8 protein-coding genes are annotated in these 14,666 nt (G+C 44.9%); 6 read left to right on the plus strand and 2 right to left on the minus strand.

Annotated features, from left to right (window positions below; all coding sequences use genetic code 11):
• The coding region (locus V5298_RS16270; RefSeq protein ID WP_332932495.1) for an Ig-like domain-containing protein at positions 1-2,561 on the minus strand (2,561 nt) is incomplete at its 3' end.
• A gap of 308 nt (positions 2,562-2,869) precedes the next feature.
• Between V5298_RS16270 and V5298_RS16275 the strand changes: the two genes are divergently transcribed.
• The 6 genes from V5298_RS16275 to V5298_RS16300 all read left to right on the plus strand — a co-directional run bounded on the left by V5298_RS16275 (position 2,870) and on the right by V5298_RS16300 (position 13,523).
• Complete coding sequence (locus V5298_RS16275; RefSeq protein WP_332932496.1) at positions 2,870-4,741, plus strand: TolC family outer membrane protein; 1,872 nt, start codon at positions 2,870-2,872, stop codon at positions 4,739-4,741.
• Between the two features lie 26 nt (positions 4,742-4,767).
• Positions 4,768-6,933, plus strand: a complete 2,166-nt coding sequence (locus V5298_RS16280) for a type I secretion system permease/ATPase (RefSeq protein WP_332932497.1) — start codon at positions 4,768-4,770, stop codon at positions 6,931-6,933.
• Positions 6,934-6,936: 3 nt separating this feature from the next.
• On the plus strand, positions 6,937-8,280 hold the full coding sequence (locus V5298_RS16285) for an HlyD family type I secretion periplasmic adaptor subunit (protein WP_332932498.1): 1,344 nt from the start codon (positions 6,937-6,939) through the stop codon (positions 8,278-8,280).
• A gap of 2 nt (positions 8,281-8,282) precedes the next feature.
• Positions 8,283-8,882 (plus strand): response regulator transcription factor, encoded by a 600-nt coding sequence (locus V5298_RS16290; protein ID WP_332932499.1) that lies wholly within the window; start codon positions 8,283-8,285, stop codon positions 8,880-8,882.
• A 310-nt stretch (positions 8,883-9,192) separates the two neighbouring features.
• Positions 9,193-10,779 carry a hypothetical protein gene (locus tag V5298_RS16295; RefSeq protein ID WP_332932500.1) on the plus strand — a complete coding sequence of 529 codons (1,587 nt, stop codon included), beginning with the start codon at positions 9,193-9,195 and terminating at the stop codon, positions 10,777-10,779.
• A gap of 68 nt (positions 10,780-10,847) precedes the next feature.
• Positions 10,848-13,523, plus strand: a complete 2,676-nt coding sequence (locus V5298_RS16300) for a TonB-dependent receptor domain-containing protein (RefSeq protein WP_332932501.1) — start codon at positions 10,848-10,850, stop codon at positions 13,521-13,523.
• A gap of 61 nt (positions 13,524-13,584) precedes the next feature.
• On the opposite strand, the gene V5298_RS16305 is transcribed toward V5298_RS16300, so the two are convergent.
• A complete protein-coding gene (locus V5298_RS16305; protein ID WP_332932502.1) occupies positions 13,585-14,442 on the minus strand; it encodes a helix-turn-helix transcriptional regulator in 858 nt (285 codons plus the stop codon).
• Between the last annotated feature and the right edge of the window lie 224 nt (positions 14,443-14,666).

Below are 14,666 nucleotides of genomic sequence, written 5' to 3' on the forward strand. Positions count from 1 at the left end.
TCACCAGCCGGTATATCCGTATTCCCGGAAATGGTAGGGGTGGCATCATTGCCTAGTCCAGGATCGGTTACCGTTAACGTTGGCGCAGTGGTATCCACTGACCCATCTTCATTCACCGTGGTAGTGTTTCCGGCTTCATCGGTGGCGCTGACAGCAACCGTATAATCACCTTCAGCCAGGTCATCGGGTATCGTAGCGCTGAAGGAACCGTCTGCTTGGACAGTGGCGGTAAAGGTCTGGGTATCATCATCCGCATCGGTGATGCTGATGGACACCAACTCACCAGCCGGTATATCCGTATTCCCGGAAATGGTAGGGGTGGCATCATTGCCTAGTCCAGGATCGGTTACCGTTAACGTTGGCGCAGTGGTATCCACTGACCCATCTTCATTCACCGTGGTAGTGTTTCCGGCTTCATCGGTGGCGCTGACAGCAACCGTATAATCACCTTCAGTCAGGTCATCGGGTATCGTAGCGCTGAAGGAACCGTCAGGTTGGACAGTAGCCGTAAATGTCTGGGTATCATCGTCAGCATCAGTGACGCTGATAGTCACCAACTCACCAGCCACTATATCCGTATTCCCTGCGATGGTGGGCGTGGCGTCATTGCCTAATCCGGGATCGGTTACCGTTAACGTTGGCGCAGTGGTATCGATTCTACCGGTTTCATTCACGGTAATACTGTTGCCCGCATCATCAGAAGCTGTTACTGAAACCGTATAATCACCTTCAGCGAGCGCAGTAGGCACATCGGCACTGTATGAACCGTCAGGTTGGACAGTGGCGGTAAAGGTCTGGGTCTCATTGTCAGCATCAGTGACGCTGATGGACACCAATTCACCAGCCGTTAAATCTGTATTCCCGGTGATGGTAGGCGTGGCACTTGAAGCGTCATCAGAAATGCTTACTACTATGGGATTAGCCAATTGGATAATGGTACCCGAATAGGTTACTGCGGTGTCATTTCCATCTACATCAACACCGGTAATGATCGCCGTGTATTCGCCGTTCGAAATTTCAGTGGGGAGAGGAATTGAGAAACTACCATCCTCATCCACAATGGTAGAAAGTGTAAAGGTGATGCCATTTGAATCTTCAATGACAACCGAGATTGTATTTCCCTGAGGTATTGATGACGTGCCTGATAGCGTTGTGACACCCGTAGTAGGATCCTCTGCGTCAATAACCACAATGGGAGCGTCAGCTATAATCGTACCGGTTTGGCTTATGGTGTTTGTATTACCGGCTTCATCGGTAAAGGTGATCTTTGCCTCAAAGTCACCTTCAGCAAGATCACTGGGTATGTTTGCACTAAAAGTACCGTTGTTTTGCACTAGCGTTGTAATGGTTTGATTATTACCAAAGGCATCGGTCAAATTTATCGTTACGATTTCGCCTGCAGGTAAATCAGTATTACCAGAAATAACCAGCGTATTTTCATTATTTGTACTGACATCGTTAAGATCAAATGTTGGCGCCGTGACGTCTATGGTACCCACGTGGGAGATCGTGGTGATGTTTCCTGCTGAATCCGTTGCAGTGACATCAACGGAATAGTCACCTTCAACAATATCAACTGAAGGGGTGACAGAAAAGCTGCCGTCTTGTGCAACAGGTGCAACTATAGTTTGGGTGTTTCCGTCGGCATCGGTGATCACAATGTTCACTTCACTACCGGAAACAAGATCCGTTTCGCCGGTTATTTCGGGGGAAGTTGAGTTGTGAGTCCCGAGCTCATTTATTGTAATCGTCGGCGGTGTGGTATTAATAATGAGAGTATCGGACGCTTCAATGATATCGCCATTTGATGCCGGTGCAGTGACAACCAAGTGGAATGTGCCGTCTTCAAGTGAGCTGATTTCAACTGAAAAAGATCCGTCTCCCTGAACTAGGGTAGGAATGATCCTTTCAAGGCCTTGTTCATCTGTGATAGTTACACGAATTGGTGTGCCAGTATTTAAGTCTGTAACCCCGGAAACTATCGTTGTCGTGCTGTTAATTTCGCCCAAGGACTGTAAGGTTATGGTGCCACTCTCCCCGTCAAATCGGTTGCTTTCCAAAGCTGAAGTAGGTCTAACTGGTGATGTGGTTTCGTAGGAAAATTGGGGAGCGCCGACCTCTTCTGATACACGGATAAGACGAATGAACGATGAACCTATATTTTCATTTATCGGCTTTTCTTGAAGATTAACGGGTGTTTGTTCAAAAACATTAGCATTGCTGTCATCAACCGGGGGTATTTGAGCGGTATTTGCGTCTGAAGATACTGTTAATTCGGCTTCATCAAGGGCTTGGGAAAGGGTATTTAGACTGTCATCGTAAACAATAAATTCATTATTGTCCGTAGGGTTTTCAGCTGGTAAGGAAGTGCCGGAATTGAGTGCACTGTCAGCCGCAATGGAAGTAACCTGACCATTGGTGGTTATAAAATTTGCTGTGCCATTCTGTGCATACAAAATTGCATCGTCGGGGATCAAATCTCCTGATTGAACTTGTACCGCTTCGCCATTTTCGTTTTGATAAAACAATTCACCTGATACGGCTATTAATTCTACGGCCACGATGTTTCCCCATTAATTTGATGAATAATAACCGTAGTTGAGTTTATGGGGTTCGCCATCGGACTCAAGTCCGATAGGGTTATTAACAATCTGATTTACGTGACGAAAAAATCTAAATAAATAGTCTTTTCTAATTTGCGCAAATGGGTATCCACAACTAGTCTTGGCTTAGACATCTATTTTAAATTGCTTGTGGAGCACATACGTTGGTGCGAAAAAAACGTTTTCCTCAAATAAAGTGCTTCAAATTACTTCCTATTTTTATGGTGATAGTTGGGAGTTATCTTGCCACTAAAAACGCGCTAGCTGTGCCACACGACTTACAACATATTTTAAGTCATGCCATAGATAATAACCCCGATGTTCAGCGCAGTTGGCGTGATTTTATGATAGCGGGTGAGGACAAAAGACAGGTTGAAGCGGGCTGGCGTCCATCCGTTGATGTTTCTGCAGGGCTAAATTATCTTAAACGGAATTATGGCATCGACCGTTCGTATGTGTTTAATGATGCACAAATTACGGTCTCACAGTTGCTGTTCGACGGTTTTTTCACTTCCAGTGAAATTCAGCGCTTCAACGAAGCAAGAAAGGTTCGCTATTTTGAGTTACTTGCAACCATTGAAAATACCGCATTTGAAGTGGTGTCGGCCTATGCGGATGTGCAGCAATTTCGTGAACTTTTGATTATTGCAGAAGAAAACTTAACAACCCATGTAAGTGTTTTTAAACAAATTGAAGAAAGTGTTAATGCGGGCGTTGCTCGTCGTGCCGATCTTGAACAAATAAGTGGGCGTTTGTCGCTGGCTGAGTCCAACGTGATGACCGCCCAAGCTAATCTTCATGATGTTTCCGCCAGATTCTTACGATTAGCGGGCATATTGCCGCCAGAACGTCTAGTTTCTCTTAATGTATACCGCCCCGTAGGCCTTGTTGATGTGCCGCTACAAAGCATTATTTATAAAGCCTACGAACACAACCCGACCTTTTTAGCGGCGTATTTTGATATCAATGCTCAGCAATTCGCCATCACAGCAGCACGCAGTAATTATTATCCTAAGGTCAATGTCGTAGCCAGCTATGGTAGCCAAAACCGGGATGATGATGGCTTAGATAATCGACTAACAGAGGGCAGCATTGGTCTACAACTTACTTATAATTTATACAATGGCGGGCGTGATAGATCCCGTGTTCGTGCTGCGTTATTTGAAATAGACAGAGCCAAAGATGTACGTGAAAGCGTTTGTCGCGATATCCGCCAGACATTACAAATATCCTATAACGAGATTAAAAACTTAGAGCAGCGATTACCGGCATTGAATGAACACCGCTTATCTTCCCGTCGTGTACGCACCGCCTATCTTGACCAATTTAAAATTGGGCAAAGAACATTATTAGATTTACTTGATGCTGAAAATGAGGCCTATGAATCTAGCCGAGCATACAGAGAAGCGTTTTATGCTGAGCTCAAAGCGTATTTTTCCATCTTATCCACTCAGGGGGGGTTAACCAGTAAGTTAAAAGTTAATCATCATTTTTCAGGTACCAAAGCCTATGAAAGAGTGGACAAGGATGATCCCCAAAGCTTCTTTGACCCCCAGCATGTTTGTCCAGCACTGAGTGTTAACCCAGATGATCCGCAACAAAGCATTTTAACGCGGGATACGGATCACGACGGCGTGGTTAATCTTTGGGATGATTGTGTAAACACGCCGGTTGGCGTTGTAGTGAATAATAACGGCTGTGAAGCCGAGAAAGCATTACCCGCTGTGCCAGATGTGTCGAGCGACTTGTTAGGGCAAGAGAATGTACGGCAAAAAATTATTGTTAACGTGCCATTTTCACCTAATTCCTCAAACATTGAAGCTTCGTATGAGGTTTTGTTTTTTCCCATTGTCGAAGCCCTTGAACGCTACCCGCAAAGTGGCGTGATTATCGAAGGTCATGCTTCCCTAGACGGCAGTGCCGTGTACAACAAAAAGTTATCTAAGCGACGGGCTCTTAGTGTGGTGACCTGGTTAGTGGATAACATGGGAGTGCCTGCAAACCGCATTATAGGCAGAGGAGTAGGAGAAGAAAGGCCTTTGCAAAATAGCACCGATCTTCAGTCGAATACTGTCAATCGTCGAATTGAAGCCCTCATTGTTGATCTTGATGAGCATGGGGATCTGTTTGAGCGATAAGAGGGCAACTAAAAGGGTCAAACATTATGACCGATAGTCCAATGGATGAGACCAGCCATCACCATGGTGGCGTACTTATGGACTGCCTGAGTGTGATATGTAAGTACCACAAAATCTCTATGTCACGGGATTCTATATTAGCTGGTCTGCCTATGAAAAATGGTACATTGTCGCCTTCTGCGCTAGGTAGAGCGGCAATACGGTTGGGCTTAACGTCAAAAACAACAAAACGTGAATTAAGCCAAATTAATCTTGCATTACTTCCCGCCATATTGATCCTCAAAAATGAAAAAGCGTGTATTTTGCATTCGTACAACGCAGATATTCAAACCGTGGAAGTGGTGTTCCCTGACTCCAGCGACGCGGTAGAATCCCTCGATGTTTCTGAATTCGAGGCGGAATATACCCAATATGTGATTTTTGTTCGGCCAACCCATCGGGCACATCACAAACAACACATTGCGACTCAAATAGACAAAAATAACTGGTTTTGGGGCGTCATCAAAGACGTCTCACCACTGTATAAAGACGTTATCGTCGCCTCTGTGTTTATCAGCCTTTTGTCCGTTGCATTGCCTTTATTTGTAATGAATGTTTATGATCGCGTGGTCCCCAATGCGGCAATTGAAACCTTATGGGTGCTCGTTGTGGGTGTACTGCTGGCCTTGATGGCGGATTTTTTTCTTCGCATGTTGCGACATTTTTTCGTGGAGTTGGCCGCCAGTCGCATCGATGTGACGTTATCGTCAGCCCTATTACAGCAAGTATTGGGGTTCAAACTCAAAGAGCGTCCTAAATCCAGCGGTGCTTTTGTTAATCGAATTCAATCTTTTGATGCCATTAAAGGCTTTCTAAACTCGGTGACCTTAGTGTCGGTTGTCGACTTGCCCTTTGCGTTGCTTTTTTTAGTGATTATTTGTTTTGTCGATATGTATCTGGCCATTCCCATTTTACTGGGCGGCACCTTACTCATATTGTATGGGTTGTACGTGCAAAAAACCTTAGAAAGTCTTTCAAATGCAATGAGTGAGATTACCGCAACGAAGCACGGTTTACTTACTGAAGCGATGAATGCCTTTGAAGACGTTAAATTCACCGGCGTGCAGCACCACTTGCAGTTTGAATGGGAAAAGCAATCGATTTACCTGGCAAAAACCAACGCGAAACTGCGTTTGGCAGCAACCTCAGTGAGCAATTTGGCGTTGTATGTACAGCAGTCGGTGGGCGTGGTGATCATATTAATTGGCGTGTACCTGATTATTGACGGCCAAATTACCCAAGGAGGACTTATTGCCGCCTACTTGTTATCAAGCAGAGCCATGGGACCGCTATCCATGGCGGCAAGCATACTGGCGCAATATCATCAGGCCAAAACGGCGCTGTCCAATTTAGATGATTTAATGAGCCGTGAACAAGATATCAATGCCGATAAAAAGTGGACTGTGCATCAGCCTTTTAGTAAAGAAATTGAATTTAAACAGGTATCCTTTTCTTATCCGGAACAACGGGTCGCGGCACTTAGCCAGTTATCCTTGACGATAAAAGCCGGAGAGCATGTGGCTATTTTAGGGAAAAACGGCTCGGGAAAAACCAGTATCAACACCCTGTTGATGAAGGGCTATAGTGTGACCAGAGGGTTGCTCACCATAGACGGCATTGATATCGAGCAATATGAGCCCATGGCCTTGCGCAAAGGCATCGGCTATATGCCACAGCAATTTAATTTATTATCCGGCACGCTAAAAGAGAATATCACCGCCTTTGATGACGAAATCGACGAAGCCATTATATGGGAAATTATTGAAGCCTGCGGTATGACCGATTTTGTGAATAACCATCCGGACGGGCTCAATATGCAAATCGGTGAAAATGGCCAATTTTTATCTGGCGGCAGACGTCAAGCCGTTGCGCTGGCAAGGGCAATGGTGCGCAATCCTTCTATTTATCTGCTAGATGAACCCACCTCGGCAATGGACTCAGCTACCGAAAAGCAAGTGTGTGGGCTTATCAAGGCAAAAGTTGCCAACAAAACACTGCTGCTGGTAACTCATCGGCAAGCGCTTTTATCCTTGGTAGATCGCATTATTGTGATTGATAAAGGACGTTGTATTGCCGACGGTGCTAGAGATGAAATATTGGCGAAACTTACCACCCTGGCTTCTCGCCAGGAACCTGCAAAGCAGCGGGCTTAGGTTATGACCACGAGATTACAACGATTATTTAGAAATTGGATGGCACCGCCGCCGGGGCATGATTGGGTGCTTGAGGCCGAGTGGGCCCGCATACAACAAAAACCACTGAAAGCAAAAGCCATGTTGTATTGCACGGTATTTTTCTTAGTACTGTTATTAGCTTGGGCTTATTTTGCGCCTATTGATGAAGTGGCTCGTGGGGAGGGAAAAGTCATTCCCGCGAGTAAATTACAGGTAGTGCAATCCTTCGATGGTGGCATCGTTGAATCGATTTTAGTGGAAGAAGGTGATTTGGTCGAAAAAGGTGATGTGTTACTGGAGATCGACCCGACGCGATTTTTATCTAGTCTTATGGAAAACAGCACTCAATTCAATGCTGTTGAGGCAAAAGTACAACGTTTAACCGCGCTATTACAGGATTTGCCTTTAACTTTTCACACGAAACTAACGAATGATGCTTATACGATTGTTGAAAATGAAAAAAGACTGTACCAGTCAAGTAAAAATGAACTGATTGAAGTGCTGCGTGGCTACGATAACCGTATTGCACAACGAAAACAGGACGTGGCGGGATCAGAAGCAGAGCTTGCACAGTATAAAGAAGCGCTTAAGTTAACTCAGCAAGAACTCGATGTTACTAAACCTTTATTAGCCTCGGGCGCGGTATCACAGATGGATATTCTGCATATCGACAGACAAATAGTGGAGTTGTACGGTTCTATTCAGCGTACATTGGCTATTTTAGCGAGCTCAAAAGCGGCGTTAGAGGAAGAAATCAACAGCAAAGAAGAAAATAGGTTGAGGATAAAAAATAAATGGAATCAGGAGCTTGCTGAGTCGTTGGCTAAACTTTCTGGATTGAAAGAGTCACAAACCAGTTTGAACGATGTAGTAGTGCAGTCTTCGTTGCGCTCGCCGGTTAAAGGAACCGTGCAGCGTTTGCTGATGAACACCGTTGGCGGTGTGATTACCCCTGGCAGTCAAGTCGCCGAAATTATTCCTTATGATGATCGCCTGATTGTGGAGGCGAAAATATCGCCTAAAGATATTGCGTTTATCCGTATAGACCAAAAAGCTATTCTAAAATTTAGCGCTTATGACTATGCCATTTTTGGTGGTATGGAAGCCCAAGTGGAACATATAAGCGCAGATACCATTACCGATGAACAAGACAATACCTATTATATTATTCGGCTGCATACGGTAAAAACGATTTCGGATACAAACTTAGACATCATACCCGGCATGACGGTGCAGGTGGATGTCATCACCGGCAAACGAACTGTTTTACAGTTTATATTAAAGCCGTTACTTCGCGTGACGTCCTCAGCATTCCAGGAGCGCTAGTAATGGGTCATAAGTTAATAGCAAATCGTCAGTTACCCCATTGTCCTCTGTTAGCACTTTGCGGGCATGTGTATAACGAGATAACCGAGTGTACCGAGCAACCCTGTGACGGTTTTTATTGGGTGCATGTCTCCACTCAAAGCTGGATAGACCAGGTGCAAAACGGTGTCGGGATGGGGCAAACGGTCATTGTGGTTTCACCACAGTTAGCATTAAATGAATTACAACAGGCGTTGCAGGCTGGCGCTAGAGGCTATTGCTTGGAGAGTATTCCATTAGATGCGTTGGTGGATTTAATCCATGCGGTAGAGCAGGGCGGAATATGGGTGCCTGGAGGCATGTTGGGTTCGTTAGTGTCACTGTTGTCACAACACGAAGCCTTCTCGTTCTTTGATGAAACTCAGCTAACACTAACTGACCGAGAGAAACAAGTGGTCAATGAAGTGCTCACAGGCGCCTCGAATCTTACCATCGCCAAGACACTTTCTATTACCGTGAGTACGGTAAAAGATCATATGGCGTCCATTTTTAGAAAGCTCGGCGTAAAAGATCGTGTTCAGTTACTTTTAAAGTTAGGGCAGTTTCAAAAGCTAAGACGATAAATGATTTCGAATAGACCAAGCCCTGAGAAAGATTCAGGGCTTTTTTGTACTTTATGGCTTTGTCATAAATCATTGCGGTAATCGTCGATAGGTCCGTGGCGCTTCTGCTTCAACCATTCTGCAATACACCACACTAAATACAATGAAAACAGACTAGTTATACGAGGTATTTTTTGTGTTTCCAATGAGTTCAAGATTTTTATATTAAAGTTTTGTTACAGTCGGCGGCTGTAACAAATGTGTCATTTGGCTGCGGTAGCCTACTCGCGTTTTCAAATAAAAACCAGCTTACAGTCTTTTGGAGAAGCACATGACACTTAAAGGTTTATTTAACGTATCTACCATCGCTTTAGCGTTATCGCTAGCGGGTTGTGGCGGCGATATCAATGTTACGCCAACCACTATCGACAATAGCACCACGACAACAACTACAACAAATACCACTGATTCTTCTGATGAAGACACAAACCTGTGTGCTTCTTATGAAAGCGACGGCGACACGTTACAAGGAACCTACGATAGCACTAACGAAATTTGTACTTATGACACAAGCTTTGCCAGCGCATCGAATGAAATCCTAGAAGATCTTACGCTTTCAAGTGACGTTGTACATTATTTCAAAAGTTCACTGATTATGGGTGAAAGCTGTGACACATCACAAGGTTGCACCATTGAGGAAGATGGTCCTACGTTGACCATTGAAGCGGGCACAACCATTGTGTTTGATAACTCTTCTTCACGTGTGCAAATTAACCGCGGCGCCAATATCGAAGCGGAAGGGTCTTACGATAGCCCAATTACATTTACTTCTGCTAATACCATCGATGCCCTTGATTCAGTCGGTGCCGGTCCGTCTCCACAAGACTGGGGCGGGATCATGATTGATGGCTTTGGTATTACGGATCAATGTACAGACGCAGAACGTGCAGCCGGTAGCTGTAATGCTGAATCCGAAGGCGCGGTTACCTACTACGGCGGCAGCGATAATACAGACGATAGCGGTACGCTGAAGTTTGTGAAAATTCATTATGCAGGTGGTTTGCCGGCAGGTGCGGAAACCGGTAACGATCTTAACTCTTTAAGCTTGTTTGCTGTCGGTTCGGGTACAGAAATTGACTATATCGATATTTATGCTGGTTACGATGATGGCATTGAGTTGTTTGGCGGTGCAGTTAACTTTAAGCACGTTGTTGTAACGGATACCCAAGACGACTCCATTGATATTGACGCCGGTTGGCAAGGTAATGCCCAGTACTTGTTTATTAAGCACGGTACCGTTGTAAACTCTAGCGGCGAAACTATCGCCATGGGTAATGGTGGTTTTGAAGCTGACGGGGAGAAGGGGGATACCTCTGCTGAAGCACCTGCCTCTGCACCGCAGATTGCAAACGTAACCGTTATCACAACCGATGATATCTCTGTGCGTGACAGCGATCCTTCTATCGGCATCAAACTTGACGATTCCATTTCTGCGACCTGGTATAACACCATTTTACAGAAAGAAGCGGCTACACAAACTTGGTGTATTAACTACTCCAGTGACGCAGCAGATAATATCGTAACCAACACCACGGCCATTAAAACCTCTTATGCAGCGTGTGCACAGTTAGCGGCAACCGGCAGTGAAACGGTTACAACTGACAGCGGTTCTGTCACCATCGAAGGTTGGTTTACCGAAGACGGCACCAGTGTGGTGGGTAATGGTTCTGATACCGTACTTGCTGATAATGGTTTCTCCACGTCTTCTGAGTTGTCTATCACGCCAACTGATATGACCACCATTGACGCTGACTTCTTTGAAACTACTGATTTCATCGGTGCAGTATCTCCTACAGACACTACTTCAGATTGGTACAACTGGGTAAGTGACGCGTTCGCTAACGCTGACGACGAGTAACCAATTTGAATCGAATTATTAGGCGCCCTAGTTGCGCCTTTTTATTCATTAGTGTGTGGGTATGAAAGATGAAGACTCCTTTTAGAGCGAATAAAATTGCAATGGCCGTCGGTGCCTGCTTGCTCTGTGGCTCCATGCAAGCGCAAGCCCAGGACGACGATGTCATTGAAGAAGTTGTTGCCACAGGAACACGTCTGCAAGGTACAGCTGCTGCTGTTATCGAAGAGCGTAAGAATCAAGCATTCGTTGCCGATATTCTTGGTGCCGATCAAATATCTCGTACTGGTGATAGTGATGCGGCCTCAGCGTTGCGTCGTGTAACCGGTTTGACCTTAGTGGATGGTAAATTCATTTACGTTCGTGGGTTAGGGGAACGTTATTCCAGTGCGCGTTTAAACGGTGCGAGTATTCCTAGTCCCGATTTAACACGGAATGTTATTCCATTAGATATTTTTCCTTCTAATGTTATCGAGAGCCTGGCGGTTCAAAAGGCCTATTCACCGGATATGCCAGCGGCGTTCGGTGGGGGTAACGTAGACATCCGTACCAAATCCATTCCCAGTCAGTTTGTTGCTGGATTTCAGGTGGGTATTGAAGGGGATAGTAACAGCTCTGATGGCTATACCTTTAACGGTAATGACTCGGGCCAACCGTCAGCATTAACCAATGCCATCCTTCACTATCAAGGGGATTTCTCACTGAGAAATATCATTGAGCGTGATGCGTTAGTGGCGAACGATACGACTACTGCCGCTGAACAAGCGACGGCAATCAATAACGAACTGCTAGAAAGTCTGCCACGAAATCTGAACCTTTCCAATGAATCCCTCGATCCCAATTTGTCTGCTCAGGCTTATATTGGGAATAGCTTTGACGAAGATTATTTTGGCGGAACCATTGGCTTTCTGGCCTCCGTGGCATACGACAATCGGTGGACTTATACCGACAGACGTAACGGTGTGGTGAGTGCGGATCTCATCGATGGCTGTTCTGAGCAGCTAGACACCGCTGAAGATGTCGTCAACAGTTGTTTTGATAGTCTGGTTGACTCACAGGTCACCAATCAAAATGAACGCTATAACGGCTTATTTACCGCCGGTTACCGGTGGAAGACCCATAGCGTAAGCTATACCAAAGTGTACATTCAGGATAACGAAGATGAATCTGAGATCCTGGTGTCTCAAAACCCGTCGCAAAACGTTACTATTGCCCAAGATAACACGGCAGAATACGAACAGCAGTTCACCATTGAAGAGCGCAATCTTGATGTAGACCAATTTCAAGGCCAACATACCTTCTTGGATTTTTGGGGCATTGGCGTTGATTGGCAATACACTGAATCACAAGTCGAAACGGACATTCCTCTGGATGCCACATTTAGCTTTAACAATAACTACGACAGTGACGGAAACTATGTGAGTTCCGACATCAATGGTGGTAATGGTCAAGCCGAATATGAATTCGTGGAAATGGACGATTTCATGAAGAATTACGGTGGGAATGTGACTTTGCCTTTCACCCTTGGGCGCTTTGAAATAGAACTCAAAGGTGGCTGGGACTTCATGGATCGGGCGCGGTATTACACCACCTCCAGCTTCTTTGTTAACAACAATGGTTCATCCATTGAAGTCATCAGCAATGAAGATGATTTGCTCAATGCGGCATCCTACTTAACCGATAGCTTTATTGAAGATAACAATTTACTTGTTACTTTTAACGAACCGGAAGCGCCAGAAGCGGACGATTATATTGCAGCGCAGAAAATTGAAGCAGGCTATGGTGCCTTCGATATTTTCTATGACAATACCTGGCGTATTAGTGGTGGCCTAAGGTACGAAGCGTTCAAGCAGATTGCGTTAGAATCTTCTAGCTTGATTTTTGATGCTGATGATCTTGAAACTTACTACAATGCTGACGATATCCTCGATCGTACCATTAACGATGACGATGTCTATACGTCGTTAAGCTTGACCTATATTGGTGGTGAAGATTACCAGCTTCGCTTTGGTTATGGCGAAACCGTTGTGCGTCCCGATTTACGTGAAGTGGTGCCCGTGGGTTACTATGATCCGCTTACGGATATTCGTACAACGGGGAGTATCACCCTTAAATCAAGTCAGTTGACAAACTACGATATACGTTACGAGATGTATGGCGATAACGGTGATAACCTGGCGTTGTCTTTGTTCTACAAAGACATTACAAACCCCATTGAAACCGTGCTTAGCGTGGGTGATTCATCGTACACTGCTAGCTTTACCAATGGTACGTCGGCTGAGTTGTACGGTATGGAAGCCGAATGGTTGTATGACTTAGGTTGGTTATCAAGTGGTTTCTTCACCTCAGGGAATATTACCTTGAGTGATTCAGAAGTTATCATTGAAGCGTCTGATGCCGGTAACCTGACCAATACCGAGAAACGTTTGAATGGACACTCCAAGTATGTCGCTAACTTCCAGTTGAACTATGATTCAGCCAATGGCGAGCACAGTGCATCGGTTGTATACAATGTATTTGGGGAGCGTATTTTGGCCTCAGGTATCAATGGTCGTGACGATGCATTTGAACAACCATTCCATTCATTAGACGTGGTTTATTCATACTATCCTACGTTTAATAGCACCATTAAGCTTAGGCTTAAGAACCTGTTAGGTGAAGATCAAGAAGTTACACAAGACGGTATTACCGTTCGAAGCCGTACTATAGGTACAAGTGTTAAATTGTCCTATCAATACGAATTCTAAAGGCTGTTATAGTATTAAAAACATCCGATGCGCCTGTGGCCATTGGATGTTTTTTTGCTCACTATTTAAATAACCATTTTTCGATGGCCGCCATATTGTCGATGATAATTTGTTGCGCTGTGGGTTTGGCGTGGAGAATATTCGGGTCAACTTTCATCATTTGTAGCAGGTAATGCACCAGCGCCGCGCGCACGGTGACAATCAACATTCCGTCTTTCATCCCGTAATCATTGGCTACCACCTCTTGTTGTTCAACGGACAAACGAGGATCAGGTTTAAAACACACATTGACCTTGGTGTGCCAGTAACTGTCATCATTCACCGCTATGTTGGATTTACCAATGACTTCGGGGACAGCAAAAAAACGGGTGAGAACAAAATCTCTAAACTCTTGGTTTTTCTCGCAATAGGCCCGGACATGCCATCTCATGCCTGAGTGAACAATGGCGTGTGGAGCGATGATGCGGCCATCTTTGTTTGGCGAGTTAACGGAGCGGTAATCCACTTCTAATCGTTCGTTAAGACGGCAAGCTTTGATGATGGGCCTGAGGATTTCCGGCTTAATATGAAAACTGGGTAAGGGGACGCGGGTGGTATGATTAAATCCCAGCACCAGGTTTTCAAATGTGGACATAAGATCTGAATTGCGCTGCACAAGTTGCAGGTATTCATCCACCGAGCCTGTGGTAACCACAGGTTTGAAGGTGCCCGAAGGTTCATAGCCTTTGCTTGAACTATTGTAAACAAGGTTGCCGGGAGCCACATCGTGTAAATATTTATTGATGTCTTTGGATGCCTGTTGACGACCAATACCAAAATGCTCAATAAGATGGCCGGCGTTTAATTTTCCTTCCCACACAGCCACTATTTCAATTAAGCGGTAACGCTGCAACAGATCATATCTAAATGGCCATTTCATATTTTACCTGTATTGTATTGGGATATGTCGTACTGCTAATAAAAACATAAATCGGGAGGCATGCCAAAAAATTACCCTGTGATATGTATAGATACGCGACAGGTTTAATCCAGCGGTGTCTATATAATAGGCTGAATAATAAGTAGTAATTTTTTGTTCTTGTTATTGTTTTGATTAAGAGTACAACTATCTGCCTGAAATTACGACATGTATATCTCTACAGC

It is taken from the genome of Alteromonas sp. 14N.309.X.WAT.G.H12 (assembly GCF_036697315.1).
Lineage (GTDB): Bacteria > Pseudomonadota > Gammaproteobacteria > Enterobacterales > Alteromonadaceae > Alteromonas.